At 56.2% G+C, this 19,313-nt stretch carries 19 protein-coding genes; 9 read left to right on the plus strand and 10 right to left on the minus strand.

Annotated elements, in window-relative coordinates:
* Positions 1-22: 22 nt before the first annotated feature.
* From purC to dapA, 3 genes are all read right to left on the minus strand, one after another.
* Entirely contained in the window at positions 23-736 is a 714-nt protein-coding gene (gene purC, locus HX884_RS05495) for a phosphoribosylaminoimidazolesuccinocarboxamide synthase (RefSeq protein WP_008501631.1), read from the minus strand.
* A 109-nt stretch (positions 737-845) separates the two neighbouring features.
* Positions 846-1,880, minus strand: coding sequence for an outer membrane protein assembly factor BamC (gene bamC / locus HX884_RS05500; RefSeq protein ID WP_013098226.1), 1,035 nt, complete (start codon positions 1,878-1,880; stop codon positions 846-848).
* A gap of 16 nt (positions 1,881-1,896) precedes the next feature.
* The gene (dapA, locus tag HX884_RS05505; RefSeq protein WP_178327817.1) at positions 1,897-2,775 is read right to left on the minus strand and encodes a 4-hydroxy-tetrahydrodipicolinate synthase; all 879 of its coding nucleotides are present in this window, start codon (positions 2,773-2,775) and stop codon (positions 1,897-1,899) included.
* Between the two features lie 145 nt (positions 2,776-2,920).
* On the opposite strand from dapA, the gene HX884_RS05510 reads away from it, so the two are divergent.
* Together HX884_RS05510 and bcp are read left to right on the plus strand one after the other, a co-directional pair.
* Entirely contained in the window at positions 2,921-3,490 is a 570-nt protein-coding gene (locus tag HX884_RS05510) for a glycine cleavage system transcriptional repressor (RefSeq protein ID WP_013098228.1), read from the plus strand.
* A complete protein-coding gene (gene bcp, locus HX884_RS05515) occupies positions 3,490-3,960 on the plus strand; it encodes a thioredoxin-dependent thiol peroxidase (RefSeq protein ID WP_013098229.1) in 471 nt (156 codons plus the stop codon). Before HX884_RS05510 ends, bcp begins: the two co-directional genes overlap by 1 nt.
* 128 nt (positions 3,961-4,088) lie before the next feature.
* Here the strand turns inward: bcp and HX884_RS05520 are convergent, their stop codons facing one another.
* Positions 4,089-5,153: an AI-2E family transporter gene (locus tag HX884_RS05520; RefSeq protein WP_013098230.1), complete on the minus strand. Its 1,065-nt coding sequence runs from the start codon at positions 5,151-5,153 to the stop codon at positions 4,089-4,091.
* Between the two features lie 221 nt (positions 5,154-5,374).
* Between HX884_RS05520 and bepA the strand changes: the two genes are divergently transcribed.
* Complete coding sequence (bepA, locus tag HX884_RS05525; RefSeq protein WP_013098231.1) at positions 5,375-6,838, plus strand: beta-barrel assembly-enhancing protease; 1,464 nt, start codon at positions 5,375-5,377, stop codon at positions 6,836-6,838.
* Between the two features lie 13 nt (positions 6,839-6,851).
* Positions 6,852-7,208: an arsenate reductase (glutaredoxin) gene (gene arsC, locus HX884_RS05530; protein WP_023620395.1), complete on the plus strand. Its 357-nt coding sequence runs from the start codon at positions 6,852-6,854 to the stop codon at positions 7,206-7,208.
* On the opposite strand, the gene HX884_RS05535 is transcribed toward arsC, so the two are convergent.
* Positions 7,205-8,029, minus strand: coding sequence for an XRE family transcriptional regulator (locus HX884_RS05535; RefSeq protein ID WP_178327818.1), 825 nt, complete (start codon positions 8,027-8,029; stop codon positions 7,205-7,207). The two genes, arsC and HX884_RS05535, sit on opposite strands and share 4 nt — an antisense overlap.
* 147 nt (positions 8,030-8,176) lie before the next feature.
* Between HX884_RS05535 and HX884_RS05540 the strand changes: the two genes are divergently transcribed.
* Genes HX884_RS05540 through HX884_RS05550 form a run of 3 tightly spaced genes read left to right on the plus strand, consistent with a single transcriptional unit; the run spans position 8,177 to position 11,877 of the window.
* Positions 8,177-9,496: a PTS sugar transporter subunit IIC gene (locus HX884_RS05540; protein ID WP_178327819.1), complete on the plus strand. Its 1,320-nt coding sequence runs from the start codon at positions 8,177-8,179 to the stop codon at positions 9,494-9,496.
* A gap of 3 nt (positions 9,497-9,499) precedes the next feature.
* On the plus strand, positions 9,500-10,453 hold the full coding sequence (locus HX884_RS05545) for a N(4)-(beta-N-acetylglucosaminyl)-L-asparaginase (protein ID WP_178327820.1): 954 nt from the start codon (positions 9,500-9,502) through the stop codon (positions 10,451-10,453).
* Positions 10,454-10,455: 2 nt separating this feature from the next.
* Entirely contained in the window at positions 10,456-11,877 is a 1,422-nt protein-coding gene (locus HX884_RS05550) for a M17 family metallopeptidase (RefSeq protein ID WP_178327821.1), read from the plus strand.
* Between the two features lie 76 nt (positions 11,878-11,953).
* On the opposite strand, the gene HX884_RS05555 is transcribed toward HX884_RS05550, so the two are convergent.
* The 5 genes from HX884_RS05555 to bglK form a co-directional block, all read right to left on the minus strand.
* Positions 11,954-12,655: a DnaA inactivator Hda gene (locus HX884_RS05555; protein ID WP_211944493.1), complete on the minus strand. Its 702-nt coding sequence runs from the start codon at positions 12,653-12,655 to the stop codon at positions 11,954-11,956.
* 95 nt (positions 12,656-12,750) lie between these two features.
* A complete protein-coding gene (gene uraA, locus HX884_RS05560; RefSeq protein ID WP_013098238.1) occupies positions 12,751-14,040 on the minus strand; it encodes a uracil permease in 1,290 nt (429 codons plus the stop codon).
* 86 nt (positions 14,041-14,126) lie between these two features.
* Positions 14,127-14,753, minus strand: a complete 627-nt coding sequence (gene upp, locus HX884_RS05565; protein ID WP_003860560.1) for a uracil phosphoribosyltransferase — start codon at positions 14,751-14,753, stop codon at positions 14,127-14,129.
* A 227-nt stretch (positions 14,754-14,980) separates the two neighbouring features.
* Positions 14,981-16,411 carry a 6-phospho-beta-glucosidase gene (locus HX884_RS05570; protein WP_047352197.1) on the minus strand — a complete coding sequence of 477 codons (1,431 nt, stop codon included), beginning with the start codon at positions 16,409-16,411 and terminating at the stop codon, positions 14,981-14,983.
* 10 nt (positions 16,412-16,421) lie between these two features.
* Positions 16,422-17,315: a beta-glucoside kinase BglK gene (gene bglK / locus HX884_RS05575; protein WP_178327822.1), complete on the minus strand. Its 894-nt coding sequence runs from the start codon at positions 17,313-17,315 to the stop codon at positions 16,422-16,424.
* A gap of 247 nt (positions 17,316-17,562) precedes the next feature.
* On the opposite strand from bglK, the gene purM reads away from it, so the two are divergent.
* Together purM and purN are read left to right on the plus strand one after the other, a co-directional pair.
* Complete coding sequence (purM, locus tag HX884_RS05580) at positions 17,563-18,600, plus strand: phosphoribosylformylglycinamidine cyclo-ligase (protein ID WP_178327823.1); 1,038 nt, start codon at positions 17,563-17,565, stop codon at positions 18,598-18,600.
* Positions 18,597-19,238 (plus strand): phosphoribosylglycinamide formyltransferase, encoded by a 642-nt coding sequence (gene purN, locus HX884_RS05585; protein WP_020689985.1) that lies wholly within the window; start codon positions 18,597-18,599, stop codon positions 19,236-19,238. Before purM ends, purN begins: the two co-directional genes overlap by 4 nt.
* Positions 19,239-19,313 lie beyond the last annotated feature (75 nt).

A 19,313-nucleotide genomic window follows, 5' to 3' on the forward strand; every position in this document is an offset into this window, starting at 1 on the left:
ACATCCTTTGGCGATGAGGGAGTTAGTCGAGCTTAACGCCTAAACGGTGAGCCACTGCTTCGTACGCTTCAATCAGGCCACCCAGGCTCTGACGGAAACGGTCTTTATCCATTTTATCCAGCGTTTCTTTGTCCCACAGACGGCTGCCGTCCGGTGAGAATTCGTCGCCAAGTACCACTTCGCCTTTGAACAGACCGAACTCCAGCTTAAAGTCGACGAGGATCAGGCCAGCATCATCAAACAGTTTTTTCAGCACGTCGTTGGCTTTGTAGGTCAGCTCTTTCATGCGCGCCAGGTTCTCTTTGTTCACCCAGCCGAAGGTTTCACAGTAGGAGTCATTGACCATCGGATCGTGCATGGCGTCGTTTTTCAGGAACAGATCGAACAGCGGTGGATTCAGCTCGATGCCTTCCTCAATGCCCAGACGCTTCACCAGGGAGCCCGCGGCACGGTTACGAATGACGCACTCAACCGGAACCATATCCAGTTTTTTCACCAGACATTCCGTATCGGACAGCAACGCTTCCATCTGAGTCGGGATACCCGCTTCGGCCAGTTTGGTCATAATGAAGTGGTTGAACTTGTTGTTCACCATGCCTTTACGATCGAACTGCTCAATGCGTGCGCCATCCCCTGCTGACGTATCATTGCGGAACTCGAGCACCAACAGATCCGGGTTTTCCGTGCTGTATACGGTCTTCGCTTTGCCACGATACAACTCAGCTTGCTTCTGCATCTTGATTACTCCTGGTGTGATGATTTGTGTTCAAAACTGGGCATATTATGCCACGCACACGTTTGCGTAGCACGAAAATAAAAAGGGCTGGATTCACCAGCCCTCGTATTTATTTGCTGAATGCAGCCTGGAAGACCGCGACCAGCGCATCGTTCTGCGACTGGGTCAGCGTGTGACCTTTCGGATCGATAAACTGCAGGCTACTGCGGTTATCAAGGTCGCCTACCTGAATCTTGTAGTCGCCGGAAGCGAGCTGTGGATCGCGTGCGCCCAGCTCCTGCCATGCGCTGTCGGACAGCGGCTTATACGTTGCGGTTATGCTACCGGTTGAACGCGTGCTGTCGGTCACCTTCATGCCCACTTTCTCCAGCGTCGCTGGCAGGCGCTGCCAGGTCTGGTTGAATGGCGCACGAACAACCAGCATTGGCAGGCCGGTATCATCCGCGCCGCTCTGGACATCAAACGTCATGCCGTTGCGGTTCTGTGAGGCGTTAGCCGCGTCTGTGGCGTTCTTATCCAGGCCCGCAGCAATCACGTTCAGCATTTCAGTGCTGTAACGCTGCATAGAGGCAGCATCCGCCACCGGTTTACCCGCCTGCTCCAGGTTCAACAGCTTAACGGTAACCGCCTGCTGATAGCCCTGCGGTTTAACGGAGACTTGATAACGACCACGGTACTGCTGGTCTTCATCCAGACGGTTCCACTCGATCCAGTCGGTGGTTAACGTCTGGCTGGCGTCATCGCGCTTGTCAATCGTGTAGTTCTTCGACTGAATGACGCTCACCACCTGTGGCCACAGCGTGCTGCCACGTGCGCTTTCCACCATCAGAGACGCGGTATCACCGGTAAACTGGGTGCGCGCCCCGCTCACCAGCGCCAGAGGCTGTGCTGGCGGACGAATATCAAGCGCTTTGCCCACCGGGCCGCTGCCGTTGGTCACGGGGATATTATAATCGCCGTTCTGAATCGGCAGGATCATGCCAGCCGGTGCATGAAGTTCAGCAAGCGGGGTCGCATCCAGATAGGATTCATCACCGCTCACCTGGCGCTTGTAGCGCGAGTCTGAACTACAGGCAGCGAGCAGCATAACAAGCGAAACACTCGCAACCTTCGCCAGGCGCGACTTCTGTACTGAATAAGCCATCAAATCTCCCTAAACTTTACAGCAAACCGGCATGCTTCAGCGCTGCAGTGACGATTTCACGACCGTGGTCGGTAATCGGTGTCATTGGCAGACGCAGCGTATCGGTTGCTACAAGTCCCAACTCCTTACATGCCCATTTCACCGGGATCGGATTGGGTTCGACAAATAATTTATTGTGCAACGGCATCAGACGTTTATTAATGAGACGGGCTTCATCAAAGTGACCTGCCGCCGCCAGCTTGCACATTTCCGCCATATCGCGGGCCGCAACGTTCGACGTTACGGAGATCACGCCATGACCACCGAGCTGCATGAAGTCCAGCGCGGTCGCATCGTCACCGCTCAACAGGATAAAGTCGTCTGAAACCAGCTCTTTGATCTGATGAACGCGGCTTAAGTTCCCTGTCGCCTCTTTAATCCCGATAATATTTTTTACTTTCGAGAGACGACCAACGGTTTCCGGCAGCATATCGCAGCCAGTACGGGACGGCACATTATACAGAATTTGTGGCAAGTCAGTATGTTCAGCGATGGCTTTGAAATGCTGGAACAAACCTTCCTGAGTAGGACGGTTGTAGTAAGGGGTGACCGTCAGACAGCCAACAACGCCGCTGTCGTTAAAACGTTGGGTCAGGCTAATCGCTTCTGCGGTTGCATTCGCGCCCGTTCCCGCGATGACCGGAATACGTCCGTCAGCCAGTTCGAGGGTCAACATCACCACATCGCCGTGCTCTTCGTGGCTCAGCGTTGCAGATTCACCGGTAGTCCCTACCGAAACGATCGCCGAGGTTCCATTGGCGACATGGTAATCAATCAGCTTCTTCATGTTTGACCGGCAGACATTACCTTTTTCATCCATCGGTGTTACAAGCGCGACAATACTTCCCGTGAACATGAGCCATCCTCTGTGCGAACAAGAGCCTCAATGGTACGTTTGGAACTGTAATAAAAGCAAGCGACCTGAGGCCCTCAGGCGGTTGTATGCATGTTTTTTTTATGCTTTCCTTAGGAAGACTTAACCAAGCAAAGGAAGAACAGGTTTGACAACCTCATCACAACATTACCTGGTTATCACTGCGCTGGGTGCTGACAGGCCGGGTATCGTGAACACCATTACCCGCCACGTGAGCAGCTGCGGCTGTAATATCGAGGACAGCCGTCTGGCGATGCTGGGCGAAGAGTTCACGTTTATTATGCTGCTGTCCGGGACATGGAACGCCATCACGCTTATCGAATCTACCCTGCCGCTGAAAGGCGCAGAGCTGGATTTGCTGATCGTGATGAAACGCACCAATGCGCGTCCGCGTCCGGCCATGCCTGCCACCGTCTGGGTACAGGTTGAAGTTCCTGATTCCCCTCATCTGATCGAGCGTTTTACCGCGCTGTTTGACAGCCATCAGATGAACATTGCCGAGCTGGTTTCCCGCACACAACCGGCTGATGAGAGTGCCGTTCCTACCCTCTTTATTCAAATCACCGCCCACAGTCCTGCATCACAGGATGCGTCAAATATCGAGCAAGCGTTCAAAGCCCTCTGTACAGAATTACACGCGCAAGGCAGTATAAGCGTCGTAAATTATTCGCAGCATGAACAGGATGGAGTTGAGTAATGAACCCACTGAAAGCCGGTGACATCGCACCGAAATTTAGCTTACCGGATCAGGATGGTGAGCAAGTAAATTTGACCGACTTCCAGGGACAGCGTGTTCTGGTCTATTTCTACCCGAAAGCCATGACCCCGGGCTGCACCGTGCAGGCCTGCGGCTTACGCGACAACATGGACGAGTTGAAAAAAGCCGGCGTGGAAGTGCTGGGCATCAGCACTGATAAGCCAGAAAAGCTGTCACGATTTGCTGAAAAAGAGCTGCTGAACTTCACGCTGCTTTCCGACGAAGATCATCAGGTCTGTGAGCAGTTCGGCGTCTGGGGCGAGAAGACGTTTATGGGCAAAACCTATGACGGCATTCACCGCATCAGCTTCCTGATTGACGCTGACGGTAAAGTGGAACATGTCTTTGACGACTTCAAAACCAGCAACCACCACGACGTGGTGCTGAACTGGCTGAAACAAAGTGCCTGAAAGTGAGTGTCGGGTGGCGGCTTCGCCTTACCCGACCTACAAGATAAATACAAAACGGCAACCCGGTTGCCGTTTTTAGTGTTTTCCCCCTCTCCCCCGTGAGAGAAGGGCATCAGGCCGCACAAAAACTACTTCTCCTCCACCGCTGGCACATCCGGCCATGCATGGACGACGGCTTTAATCAGCGTCGCCAGCGGAATGGCAAAGAACACGCCCCAGAATCCCCACAGCCCGCCGAAAATCACCACCGATAAGATAATCACCAGCGGATGCAGATTCACCGCTTCTGAGAACAGCACCGGCACCAGCAGGTTGCCATCCAGGGCCTGAATAATCAGGTACACCGCGAAGCAACTCCAGAACTCGGTGCCCAGGCCAAACTGGAACAGCGCGACCCCAACAACCGGAATGGTGACCACAAAAGCGCCAATATACGGAATAAGGACCGACAGCCCCACCAGCACCGCCAGCAGCAGCGAGTAGTTAAGCCCGAAGATCAGGAAGCCAATCCAGGTCGCGACCCCAACCACAATCATCTCCAGCACCTTGCCGCGAATGTAGTTGGTGATCTGCTGGTTCATCTCTTCCCACACCTGCCCGGCCAGCCCGCGATTACGCGGCAGAATACGCCGCACGGCGTTGAGCATCTGGTCTTTGTCCTTCACCAGGAAGAACACCATCAACGGCACCAGCACCAGGTAGACGGCGAGCGTAAGGAGCCCAACCAGCGACGCCAGGGAGTATTTCACCACCGAATCGCCCATGGTCATGATGCGGGCGCGCATGTTTTCGGCCATCGCATCGATGATCCCCGCGTCCATCAGCGCCGGATAACGACGCGGCAGCGTGGCGGCAAAATCAGAAAGCTTATTTAACATGCCGGGCATATCGCGGATCAGGTTGATCCCCTGCTGCCAGGCGACGGGCATGACCACAAACGCCATCAACAGCAGAATGCCAACAAACAGCACCAGCACGATGCTGGTCGCCCAGCGTCGGGAGCAACCGATATTCTCCAGCCGCGCGGTTGGCCACTCCAGCAGATAGGCCAGCACAATGGCCACCAGCAGTGGTGCCAGAAGGCCGCTGAAGAAGAACAAAATACCGAACCCGGCAACCAGAATAACCAGCAAAGCAATGGCTTCCGGGTCGCTAAACCGGCGCCGGTACCACTGCATTAACATTTCGAGCATACAACCCTTCCCTGAATCGAATGACGGGAGTCAGAAGGTGAATTGTATCTAACTGTCACAAAAAAGACTTTCGCTTTTTGTATCGCTGTCACAATCCGCAAAAGCCTGATGAATGGGATTTTCTTCATGCCACAACACGGCTACACTCGCAGGGCAGTGGAGATGAACGATATGCGGGTTCATCGGTCAAATTAGCACATCCAAAATACAGGACAGTGGTTATGTTCAGGCAGTTGAAAAAAACAGTGGTTGCGACACTGATTGCCGCCGTAACGGTCGGTCAGGTGTTGCCAGCTTTCGCTGATTCGTCCGATTCATTGCCGGACATGGGCACCACAGCAGGAAGCACGCTCTCCATTGGTCAGGAGATGCAGATGGGTGATTACTATGTTCGCCAGCTGCGCGGCAGTGCTCCGCTGATCAATGACCCATTGCTGGTGCAGTACATTAATGGTCTGGGGATGCGCCTGGTCGCGCACGCCAACTCGGTAAAAACCCCCTTCCACTTCTATTTAATCAATAACGACGAAATCAACGCCTTCGCCTTCTTTGGCGGTAACGTGGTGCTGCATTCGGCGTTATTCCGTTATTCCGATAACGAAAGCCAGCTGGCGTCGGTCATGGCGCACGAAATTTCCCACGTGACCCAGCGCCATCTGGCCCGTGCGATGGAAGACCAGAAACGCAACGCGCCCCTGACCTGGGTGGGTGCGCTGGGCTCTATTTTGCTGGCGATGGCCAGCCCGCAGGCCGGGATGGCCGCATTAACCGGCACGCTGGCAGGCACGCGCCAGGGGATGATCAGTTTCACCCAGCAAAACGAACAGGAAGCGGACCGCATTGGCATCCAGGTGTTGCAGCGCTCGGGCTTTGACCCACAGGCGATGCCCAGCTTCCTGGAAAAACTGCTCGATCAGGCACGCTACTCGTCACGTCCACCCGAAATCCTGCTCACCCACCCGTTACCGGAAAGCCGTCTGTCCGATGCGCGTAACCGTGCCAATCAGATGCGTCCGGTGGTGGTGCAATCCTCACAGGATTTCTACATGGCGAAAGTGAGAACGCTGGGCATGTACAATTCCGGACGCAACCAGCTCACCAGCGACCTGCTGGATGCCCTGGCAAAAGGCAACGTGCGCGAGAAGAACGCGGCGCAATACGGTCGTGCCCTGCAGGCGATGGAAGCCAGCAAATACGACGAAGCGCGAAAAACGCTGCAACCGTTGCTGGCCGCCGACCCGAATAACCCGTGGTATCTCGACCTCTCCACGGATATCGATCTGGGGCAGAAGAGACCTGCCGATGCGATTAACCGCCTGAAAGGTGCCAAAGAGGTGCGGACCAACCCGGTGCTGCAGCTTAACCTGGCGAACGCTTATCTGCAGGGCGGCCAGCCGGGTGAAGCGGCCACCATTCTGAACCGCTACACCTTCGACAATAAAGACGATCAAAACGGCTGGGATCTGCTCGCTCAGGCAGAAGCCCAGCTGGGCAACCGCGATCAGGAGCTGGCGGCACGCGCCGAAGGGTTTGCCCTGGTGGGGCGTCTGGATCAGGCCATTTCGATGCTCAGCAGCGCCAGTTCGCAGGTCAAACTTGGCAGCCTGCAACAGGCCCGTTACGATGCGCGTATCGATCAGCTGCGCGCGCTACAGCAGCGCTTCAAGCCGTACGAAAAGATGTAAAAAGGAAGAAAATATGACTGACGCGGTAAAAATCTACCATAACCCTCGCTGCTCCAAGAGCCGCGACACCCTCAGCCTGCTGAAATCCAACGGCGTAGAGCCTGAAGTAGTGCTGTATCTGGAGACACCACCAGACGCGCAGACGATCCGCCAGCTCCTGCATATGCTGGGCATGGGCAGTGCACGTGAGCTGATGCGCCAGAAAGAGGATCTCTATAAGTCACTTAACCTGGACGACACGCGTCTCACTGAAGCTGAGCTCGTGCAGGCGATGGTTGACAACCCGAAGCTCATTGAACGCCCAATTGTGGTGGCAAACGGCAAGGCGCGCATTGGGCGTCCGCCGGAAGATGTGCTCGACATTCTTTAAGCCTCGCGCCGCAGCCCTTCCAGAAAGGCCTGCGGCGTACTTTCCCCCAGTTTTTTCTGCGCTTTACCCCGGTTGTAAAACTCGCACAAGGTCATCAATAGCGCCCCCGCCGGTTCCACATTCACCCGCGGAATAATATCGCGTAAGGGCACCATCACCTGAAGTGCACTGCAGGTACGTTGATGTGCCTTAACCGCAATGTCGTTAACAGCCAGCGTCGCCTCAAAACCAAAAGTCTCAACAGATTGTATAGCAGCCGGACACGCCGCCAGCACCTCCTGCGTCCAGGTATTCAGTCGTTGAGGCGACAGTCCCGCATAAAGCCGGGCATAGCACCAGCCGCTCACCGGCTCTCGCGCCCAAAGCAGATGCTGCTCCCCACCGTCGTCCATATGCAGCGACAAAGGCAAATGGTGCAGTTCCAGCGTATGGGGCGTAATACCCGCTTTCAGCGCCTTTTTCCCCTGCAAGGGGGCCCCTTTTTGCTTTGCAGCGGCCGGTTTGAGATAGCGGTTCAGGGTGGCGCGGGAAACAGCGATCCCCAGGACGTCGTTGACCATAAGCAGCAGGTCATCCAACGGCGCACCCAGGATGTCACGCAGGGCATTCACCAGCGCAACCTGCTCTTGTCTCATCGCTTTGTGTATCACTTTTGGCGTCGTATGGTTATCCGACACCTGGTCGCGATTGCGCCAGCGTCTGACGGTAGTGACCGAAATGCCCAGCTCTACGGCCAGCTCTCTGTCGCTCTTCTCAGACTGTTGAAGATAACGGCGGATGCGCGGCGTCGTGGTCGCATTGGCGTGCAGTTTGATTTCCATCGCAACAAACTCCATAACTAATCTTATGAGATTTATAATACACCAGCGATTGCTTTGTGACCGATTTCACCTTTCGCTCGCCGCGCTTCACTGATAATCCCCAGAGATAACATAAACAACACCTCTCAATCTTGTACGGAGTTCACAATGAACAATGTTCTGGGATTTCTTGAAGCAAAACTGATGCCGCTGGCGACCAAAACGGCCCAGCAGCGTCATCTTGGTGCCATTCGCGGTGCCTACGTTTCATTCATGCCGTTTATCATCGTCGGCTCCATCCTGCTGGTGATCTCCTCCTTCCCCAACCAAACCTATCAGCAGTTTATGTCTCAGGCGTTTGGGGAAAGCTGGAGCGCGATTATCGAAATCCCGTTCAACGCGGTGTTCTCGACCATGTCGCTGTTTATCAGCTTCCTGGTCGCCTATCGCCTGGCTGAACACTATGGCGAAGACCGTATCTCCTGCGGCATTCTGGCGCTGGTCGCCTTTCTGATCCTGACCCCCTTTATCAAAGTGGCGGAACAGGGTGGCATCACCGTCATGCCGGTAGAGTGGATTGGCAGTAAAGAGCTATTCGTGGCGATGATTGGCTCTCTGCTTTGGACGGAGCTGTTCTGCTGGCTCAAGCGCAAAAAACTGGTTATCAGAATGCCGGATGGAGTGCCGCCTGCGGTGCAGGAGTCGTTCGCGGCGCTGATCCCTGCCCTGCTGGTGATGATTCTGGTACTGATGATCCGCATCGGCTTTGAAAACACCCATTACAACACCATCCATCAGTTTATTTACGAGGTAGTAGCAACCCCGGTTCGCCACTACGGCACTTCCTATTTTGGCGCGCTGATGACGGTCTTCAGCATCACCATTCTGTGGTCAGTGGGCATTAACTCCGGTTCGATGATCAACGGCATTATTCGCCCGCTGTGGATGGAGAACCAGACCGATAACATCGCCGCCATTCAGGCCGGCGCTACCCCACCGCACATTATCACCGAACAGTTTTTTGACATGATCTGGATGGGCGGCGCAGGGGCCACGCTGTCGCTGGTGATTGCGATGCTGATTTTCGCCCGCAGTAAAAACATGCGCGAAGTGGCACGCCTGGGCGCGGGGGCCTCGGTGTTTAACATCAACGAGCCGATTCTGTTCGGCCTGCCGGTGATCATGAACCCGATCATGCTCATTCCGTTCAATCTGGTGCTGCTGGTGCTGGTCACCGTGCAGTACGTAGCAATGAAAATTGGTGCGGTCGCCGTCACCACCGGGGTGTTTATCCCCTGGACGCTGCCGCCTGTTATCAGCGGTTTTATCGTCACCGGGCATCTCAGCGGCAGCATCATGCAGCTTATCAACCTGCTGATTGGCGCCATGCTGTATCTGCCATTCATGCGTATCGTGGATAAACAGTACCGCGCCGCGGAGATTGCCACCGTGACGCAAACCGACACCACCCTTGCAAAACAGGAGTAAAGCATGTGGGGAATTATCGCCACCTGGCGAATGGCGCTTGAAGGCGTCACCGAGTCGGCCTCTGCGCTGGCAGCAGGGAAACCGGTGGCTGCCGCGGTCGTGGATGCCGTTGCCGCCGTCGAGGACTTCCCGTTCTATAAATCGGTCGGCTACGGCGGGCTACCAACCGAAAATGGCGAGGTGGAACTGGACGCCGCCTACATGGACGGCGACACGCTGGCGTTTGGCGCTGTGGGAAATCTGGTGGATATCGCCAACCCGGTACGCGTGGCGCAGGCGTTAAGCCGCCAGCGCTATAACAGCCTGCTGGTCGGCCAGGGCGCACGCGAGTGGGCATTGAGCCAGGGTTTTGCCGACAAAACGATGCTCACCGACCGGGCCATGCAGCACTACCGCAAGCGCTGCCGGGAGACGCTGGATAAAGGCTTAAGCCCCTACGATGGCCATGACACGGTCGGGATTATCGGTCTCGACAAACAGGGATCCATGAGCGTGGCGACCTCCACCAGCGGCCTGTTTATGAAAAAGCGCGGCCGACTTGGCGATTCGCCGATCATCGGCACCGGCTTCTACTGCGACAGTGAAACCGGTGCCGCCACCGCCACGGGCGTGGGCGAAGATCTGATGAAAGGCTGCACCAGCTACGAAATTGTTCGCCGCATGGCGCAGGGGATGTCTCCGCAGCAGGCGGCAGATTCCGTGGTGTTCGAGCTGGAAGACAGGCTGATGTCGCGCTTTGGCCGCGCGGGGGATCTCTCCGTGGTATGCATGAATAACAAAGGTGAATTTGGCGCCGCCACCAACATTAAAACGTTCTCCTTTGTGGTGGCGACGGCACGCCAGCCGCTGACCGTGTTTCGCGCCGAGCGCCTGCGGGAAAAAACGCACTATCAGGCGGTGGATGATGAATGGATGCAGGCCTATGCCGCACGGATCCGCGCACCGATTGAGGAGTAATGATGATGACGTATCAGCTGATAACCGCCCTTTCTGACGTAAAGCCACACGGCCACCTCATCGCCCGCAGCTCGTCTACGCTGTTACCGGACACGCCACTGATTGCGGAAATGCGCGGGCAAGATGCCGTTGCCGACACCCGTTTTGGCTGTGCGCCTTTTGCACGCATCACGCTGGTGCCAGATGCTCTCTGGCAGGATAGCCTTACCGAAGGATTGCTTACGGCACTCCGTCCGCTGCTGGCCACGCCCGTCAGCACCGACGTGGTCCTGGATGTCACCCACATTGACGACGTTGTGCTGCAACAGGTCCTGCGCTTTCTTTTTAATCAGTCGCACAGGCTTAGCGATCTGCAGTTGAAGAAAGCGGACGATGTCACTTTGCGCGTTGAGCACGTTACCGCCCTCTGCCTGCCAGAACAGCAGGCGCGGCTGGACGTTATCTTCCGCCAGCAGCTCGCCATTGGCCGTGGAATGGTCGCCGCACGCCGTCTGGCCGATATCCCCTCCGACCGCTGCACGCCGCAGTTTATGGTGCAGGAGGCGCAGACGCTGTGCGCGGCCTTCCCTGCCCTGCGCTGTGAAGTGCTGGATGAAAAGCAGATCGTTGAGCAGGGTCTGGGGCTGCTTCACGCCGTTGGCAAAGGCGCCTCCTGCCCGCCACGACTGCTGGCTATTCACTATGACGGTGTTTCTGACGGCCCGGTGCGCTGCTATGTAGGTAAAGGCATTACCTTCGATACCGGCGGCCTGTGGCTCAAGGACGGCGCGGGCATGTACACCATGAAATATGACATGTGCGGGGCAGCGAACGTGCTGGGGCTGATGCTGACCGTTGCAGAGCTGGCGCTCCCCGTGCGCCTCATGGGCGTGCTGGCGCTGGCAGAAAACGCCATCGGCCCGGACGCCATGCAGCCTGGCACGGTAGCCAGAGCCTGCAACGGCACCACGGTCGAAATCAACAATACCGATGCCGAAGGCCGACTGGTGCTGGCAGACGCTATCGCCTGGACCAGCCAGCGCCATTCGCAGGCGCGCTACATTATCGATATGGCAACGCTGACAGGTGCGGTGGTCAAAGCGCTGGGATATGAGCTGAGCGGGTTGATGACCCAGGACGAGCCGCTGCGCCAGGCGCTGACGCAGGCAGGAAAACAGAGCGGAGATGAAGTGTGGTCCTTGCCGTTGGATACGCGGCTGAAAAAGCAGACCGACAGCGCCATCGCCGATCTATGCAATACGCCGCCCAACAATGCGGCGATCAGTGCCTCGGCAGCGTGGCTGCTGCATCACTTCTGCCCGCCGACAATCCCGTGGGCGCATCTGGATATTAGCGGTACGGCGCTGTGGCGTGAGGGTGGCAGAAGCGTGGCCTCAGGGAGGCCGATTCCGCTGCTGGTGGAGCACCTGATGGGGGATCTCTAGCCGGGTGGCGGCTGCGCCTTACCCGGCCTATTCGATCCCGTAGGCCCGGTAAGCGCAGCGCCACCGGGCAAAAAACTCAAAGCTTCAGAATATCTTTCACAAACGGAATGGTGAGCTTGCGCTGGGCGGTAATGGAGGCGCGATCGAGCTGATCGAGCGTATCAAACAGCGTGCGCATCTCGCGATCCAGACGCTTGAGCAGGAAGCGCCCTACGTCTTCCGGCAGTTCAAATCCGCGCAGTCTGGCGCGCAGCTGAAGCGCCTGGAGTTTGTCTTCATCTGACAGCGGTTGCAGTTTGTAGATTTGCCCCCAGTCGAGTCGGGAGGCCAGATCCGGCAGCCCCAGATTCAGCTGGCGCGGCGGACGATCGCCGGTGATCAGCAGCCGGGTTTTGCCCGACTCCAGGATACGGTTATAGAGGTTAAAGATCGCCATTTCCCACGGCTCATCCCCCGCCACGCATTCGATATTATCGATGCAGACCAGGGAGAGATGTTCCATTCCCTCCAGCACGTCAGGCACAAACCAGGTACGTTTATCCAGCGGTACATAGCCTACCGCATCCCCCCGCGCTGAAAGCTCAGCACAGGCGGCATGCAACAGATGACTGCGTCCCGCGCCTTCGCGTGACCAGATATAGATGTATCCGCTGTGATCCTGGCGCAGCACGTTCTGCAGTGCAGCCAGTAAAGAGGGGTTATCACCCGGCCAGAAACTCGCGAAAGTTTCGTCGTCAGGGAGATAGAGTGGCAGAGAGAGCTGTGCCGGTCCGTTCAGAAGTACCTCAACCAGATCTTACATAAAATCGGAACGGAGTTTAGCACGGAACCTGCCAGGAGAGAACCGGGCGGATCGCCCACCCGGTTTTACAATCAGTGTGACGCTTTTTCGCTTTCGTCGGCGTCCAGCACCACCTCTTCAGGGCGGATCACGGAAATCAGCTTGAAAATCAGGCTCAGGCCCACACCAACGATGGTCGCCAGCGCCATGCCTTTCAGCTCGGCCGCGCCGATGTGTACCTTCGCGCCGCTCACGCCGATGATCAGGATAACGGAAGTCAGGATCAGGTTCTGCGCTTTGCTGTAGTCCACTTTGGACTCAATCAGCACGCGAATACCGGATGCGCCAATTACGCCGTACAGCAGCAGAGACACGCCGCCCATCACCGGAACCGGGATGATCTGGATCGCTGCCGCCAGTTTACCCACGCAGGAGAGCAGGATTGCGATGATTGCCGCGCCGCCGATAACCCAGGTGCTGTAAACGCGGGTGATCGCCATGACGCCAATATTCTCACCGTAGGTGGTGTTTGGCGTGGAGCCAAAGAAACCGGAGATGATCGTCGAGAAGCCGTTTGCAAACATCGAACGGTGCAGACCCGGGTCGCGGATCAGGTCACGTTTAACGATGTTCGCCGTCACCACAAGGTGGCCAACGTGTTCAGCAATAACCACCAGCGCGGCAGGCAGAATAGTGAAGATAGCAAACCATTCAAAGCGTGGCGTATAGAAGGTTGGCAGGGCAAACCAGTGCGCCTGAGCAATTGGCGTGGTATCGACAACGCCCATCACGAAGGAGAGTGCATAACCCGCCAGCACGCCGATCAGGATCGGGATAATCGCCATAAAACCGCGGAACAGCACGGAGCCAAATACCGTCACACCCAGCGTCACCAGTGAGATGATGATGGTTTTAGAGTCCGGCGACTGCCCATCAGCAGGCAGCAGGCCAGCCATATTCGCCGCCACGCCTGCCAGCTCCAGACCAATGACGGCAACGATGGCCCCCATCGCCGCCGGTGGGAACATCACATCCAGCCAGCCGGTACCGGCCTTCTTCACAATGAAAGAGACAAGGCAGAACAGCACGCCGCACATGATAAAGCCGCCCAGCGCCACTTCATACCCCAGGGGCAACAGCAGCAACACCGGCGAGATAAAAGCAAAGCTCGACCCCAGATACGCCGGGATTTTGCCTTTACAGATAAAGAGGTACAGCAGCGTCCCGATACCATTGAACAACAGCACGGTAGCCGGGTTAATGTGAAACAGGATTGGCACCAGCACGGTTGCGCCAAACATAGCGAACAGGTGCTGCAAACTAAGCGGGATAGTCTGTAAAAGCGGCGGTCTTTCACTCACCCCGATAGCACGGCGCGTCATAGTGTTTTCCTCTGAGATGGTTAGTTATGTGTGTTTTATTCAAAAAAAAGCCGACTTTCAAAGTCGGCTTATTTATCGTTATTCGATTATTTCGTACCAAAGATCTTATCGCCGGCATCGCCCAGCCCCGGGATGATGTACCCGTGCTCGTTGAGCCCCTGGTCGACAGACGCGGTGTACAGCTCCACATCCGGGTGTGCTTTTTCCAGCGCCGCGATCCCTTCCGGTGCCGCAACCAGCACCAGCACTTTGATGCTGCTGCAGCCTGCTTTTTTCAGCAGGTCGATGGTGGCAATCATTGAGCCGCCGGTCGCCAGCATCGGGTCAACCACCAGCGCCATACGCTCGTCGATGTTAGACACCAGCTTCTGGAAGTACGGAACCGGCTCCAGGGTTTCTTCATTACGGTAGATCCCCACCACGCTGATACGCGCGCTCGGTACGTGCTCCAGCACGCCTTCCATCATGCCAAGACCAGCACGCAGGATTGGCACCACGGTAATTTTCTTACCTTTGATCTGCTCAACCTGCACCGGGCCGTTCCAGCCTTCGATGGTCACTTTTTCCGTTTCGAGGTCAGAGGTCGCTTCGTAGGTCAGCAGGCTGCCGACTTCAGATGCCAGTTCGCGAAAACGCTTCGTGCTGATGTCATGCTCACGCATCAGGCCCAACTTGTGTTTAACGAGTGGGTGTTTCACTTCCACAATCTTCATTCTCTTTCTCCTCTGAGGTGGCGTCCGCAAAAAAATCGCGGGATTATACCGCTTTTTTCGGATTAGGCCATACCCATCTTGCTTGACGTATATCAAGCAAAGTGATTTAGAGACAAAAAAACCGAAGGCGAGACTCCGGCTTGGGTGCGGGATTCTGCCCGGTGGCGCTGCGCTTACGCGGGCCTACGTGTAGTGTAGGTCGGGTAAGCGTAAGCGCCACCCGACAATTACAGGTTGTCGCCGTTGCTCGCAATCACCTGCTTATACCAGTCAAACGACTTTTTCTTGCTGCGGTTCAGCGTGCCGTTCCCTTCGTTGTCTTTATCAACAAAGATAAACCCGTAGCGTTTCTTCATCTCGCCGGTGCCGGCAGAAACGAGATCGATACAGCCCCACGGGGTGTAGCCCATCAGATCCACGCCATCTTCCACCACCGCTTTTTTCATCTCGCGGATGTGCGCCGAGAGATAATCAATGCGGTACTGGTCGTTCACCGTGCCGTCGCTCTCCTGCACGTCAATCGCGCCGAAGCCGTTCTCAACGATGAACAGCGGCAGCTGGTAGTGATCCCAGAACCAGTTCAGGGAGTAGCGCAGGCCAACCGGGTCAATCTGCCAACCCCAGTCAGATTTCTGCACGTACGGGTTGGAGACCAGGCTCTTGCTTTCATCGTAATCCAGTTCCGGGTTATCCGCCGTCGCTTTGGTGGTGAAGGACATGTAATAGCTAAAGCCGATGTAATCCACGCAGCCCTGCGTCAGCGCCGCTTTGTCTTCTTCGGTAATGTCCAGCGTGAAACCACGACGCGCAAAGTAGTTAAGTAGATGCTGCGGATACTTGCCACGCACATGAACGTCGGTGAACCAGTAGCGACGATGCATCGCGTTCATCGCCATCATGATGTCGTCAGGCGCACAGGTCAGCGGATAAATGGGGCACATGGCAATCATGCAGCCGATCTGCAGGGAAGGATTAATCTCGCGCCCGGCTTTTACCGCCAGCGCGCTGGCCACCAGCTCATAGTGCGCGGCCTGGAACATCACCGGCTCACGGTCTTCACCCGGCGCATACTTCAGCCCGGAGTTGGTAAACGGCGCAAAATCTTCGTGGAAGTTAGCCTGGTTGTTGATCTCGTTAAAGGTCATCCAGTACTTCACCTTATGCTGATAGCGCTGGAAAACCGCTTTTGCGAAGCGGACAAAAAAGTCGATCAACTTACGGTTGCGCCAGCCGCCGTACTCGGTGACCAGATGATACGGCATCTCAAAATGCGACAGGGTGATAACCGGTTCGATGCCGTATTTGAGGCACTCATCGAACAGGTCATCGTAGAATTGAAGGCCCGCTTCGTTCGGCTCCAGCTCATCCCCTTTCGGGAAAATACGCGTCCAGGCAATGGAGGTACGGAAGCATTTGAACCCCATCTCCGCAAAGAGTTTGATGTCTTCTTTATAGCGATGGTAAAAATCGATGGCTTCGTGGTTCGGGTAATTTTTTCCTGGCAGCACGCCGTCGGTGATTTCACGCGGCACGCCGTGGGCGCCAGCGGTCATAACATCGGCGACGCTTACGCCTTTACCGCCCTCTTTCCAGCCACCTTCCAACTGGTGCGCGGCCACCGCGCCGCCCCACAGAAAACCTTCTTTAAATCCTGACATACTCTTTCCCTCATTCGATGTTGCTGATTGCTGACGGATACTGCTGTCTGAAGTGGTAAACCGCGCCGACAAGACCGGCCCGGTTGCCGTGGCTGACGACATCGGCGATATCTGCGATGCCAAACCACGCAAGATGGGTGCGAAGCAGATCCATAAACCCGGGCCGCTCCGCGATACCGCCGCCAATGAAGATGGTCTGCGGGTCGAACACATTCGCCAGGTTGTAGAGCCCTGTCGCAATGCCGTTAAGAAAATCATCCACCAGGCGGTGGCATACGGTGTCGCCTGCGTCATAGCCATCAAAAATGGCCTCGCCGGTGACGCTCTCAAGCGTCAGACCGTGAAAGTCGGCATAGCGCTTGCGAAGCGTGCGTAACGTACAGTTTTCATTCATGGAGTGGCGGGCAACACGTCTTGAGTCTGCCCTTTCCGTAAGCATGTAGCCGAACTCTCCGGCGCGAAAACGCGCCCCGTGAACCAGCCTGCCGTTGCAGAAAATTGCCCCGCCGATCCCGGTGCCGATTGTCAGTACCAGAAAGTTATCGATATCCTTCGCCTTGCCCTGCCAGCGCTCCGCCAGCAGCACGCAGTTAGCGTCATTCTCGACGGTAACCGGTAAACCCGTATGCGCCTCAAGCCAGCCTTTCATTGCGAACTGGTCGAAGCGGCGAATGGCCCCGCCCATCTCAATAAAGCCGGTATGCGGATTAACATACCCCGGCGCGCTGATGGCGATCCCCTTAAGCCCGGGATGGGCCGTTACCCAGTTCAGCATCTGCGCAAGAATGGCGTCACCGTCGCTGTTCCTGATGGCGGCCTTATCCGTTTGCAGTAGCTCTCCCTGCGCTGTCGCGATGCCCATTTTTAACGCGGTGCCACCGATATCAAATGCGGCGATGTTCATGGCCTTCATTCCTCCTAAATGAAACTGAAACCGGTTTCATTTCATGATGTTCATTCCCTAAACCGCATGCAAGCAGATCGCCGAAACCGGTTTCATTTTCGTGAACGGAGTCAAGTTTGCGCGCCGCCGGGGGTAGAGCAGAAAAAAAGATCCTCGCGCCGAGAATAGGCTCGCAAACGTTTGCCTGGACTGTTAGAATTGCGCCGATTTTTCTTACTAGCTATGCAATCGCGTGGGGACTTGAGCCGTGACCAACAAAACTTCTCTCAGCTACAAAGATGCCGGTGTTGATATTGACGCAGGTAATGCGCTGGTTGACCGAATCAAAGGTGTGGTGAAAAAAACCCGCCGCCCGGAAGTGATGGGTGGTCTGGGTGGCTTCGGCGCACTGTGCGCGCTGCCGCAAAAATATCGTGAACCTGTTCTGGTCTCGGGTACTGACGGTGTAGGAACAAAACTGCGCCTGGCGATGGATTTAAAACGTCACGACACGATCGGTATCGATCTGGTCGCGATGTGTGTAAACGACCTGGTGGTACAAGGCGCTGAGCCGCTGTTCTTCCTCGACTACTACGCGACAGGCAAACTGGATGTGGATACCGCAGCCAGCGTGATCAACGGTATTGCCGAAGGCTGTCTGCAGTCTGGCTGCGCGCTGGTTGGCGGTGAAACCGCAGAAATGCCTGGCATGTATCACGGCGAAGATTATGACGTCGCAGGCTTCTGCGTGGGTGTGGTAGAAAAATCAGAAATTATCGACGGCAGTAAAGTGGCTGATGGTGATGTGCTGATTGCGCTGGCCTCCAGCGGCCCGCACTCTAACGGCTACTCGCTGGTGCGTAAAATCCTCGAAGTAAGCGGTTGCGACCCACAAACCACCGAACTTGAAGGTAAACCTCTGGCTGACCATCTGCTGGCACCGACCCGCATCTACGTGAAAAACGTGCTGGATCTGATTGAGAACGTTGAGGTTCACGCCATTGCCCACCTGACCGGTGGCGGCTTCTGGGAAAACATTCCGCGCGTACTGCCGGACAACACCCAGGCGGTAATCGACGAATCGTCCTGGCAGTGGCCAGCGGTCTTTAACTGGCTGCAAACCGCGGGCAATGTGAGTTCTCACGAAATGTACCGCACCTTTAACTGTGGCGTAGGTATGGTGATCGCCCTGCCAGCGAGCGAAGCGGATAAAGCCGTTAAGCTGCTGACGGACAAAGGTGAAAACGCGTGGAAAATCGGTATTATCAAAGCTTCCGATTCCGAACAGCGTGTGGTCATTGAATGAAAAACATCGTGGTGCTCATTTCCGGCAACGGAAGCAATTTGCAGGCCATCATTGACGCCTGCAAACAGAAGAAAATCAATGGCACCATTCGGGCAGTATTCAGCAACAAGGCCGACGCGTTCGGCCTTGAGCGCGCCCGGGAAGCAAACATTCCCGCGCATGCGCTGGAGGCCAGTCAGTTCGCCGGCCGTGAAGCGTTTGACCGTGAACTGGTTCAGGAGATTGATGCCTACGCGCCGGACGTTGTGGTGCTGGCGGGGTATATGCGTATCCTGAGCCCGGCCTTTGTCGGGCACTACGCCGGACGTCTGCTGAATATCCACCCTTCGCTTCTGCCGAAATATCCCGGCCTGCACACCCATCGTCAGGTGCTGGAAAACGGCGATGAAGAGCACGGGACCTCGGTGCATTTCGTGACCGATGAGCTGGACGGCGGACCGGTGATCCTGCAGGCGAAAGTCCCGGTCTTTGACGGCGACACCGAAGACGACATCACCGAACGGGTGCAGAGCCAGGAACATGCCATTTATCCACTGGTGGTCAGCTGGTTTGTCGACGGGCGTCTGGCGATGCGCGACGGGGCTGCCTGGCTGGATGGCGTGAAACTGCCCCCGCAGGGTTACGCGGCCGAAGAGTAGTCTGTTCTGTCGGGTGGCGCAGCAGCGCGTACCCGACCAACAAAGCGCATTACCCGATATTCCCTTCTCCAACCT

Origin of the sequence: Enterobacter sp. SECR19-1250 (assembly GCF_013391025.1) — a bacterium.
GTDB lineage: Bacteria > Pseudomonadota > Gammaproteobacteria > Enterobacterales > Enterobacteriaceae > Enterobacter > Enterobacter cloacae.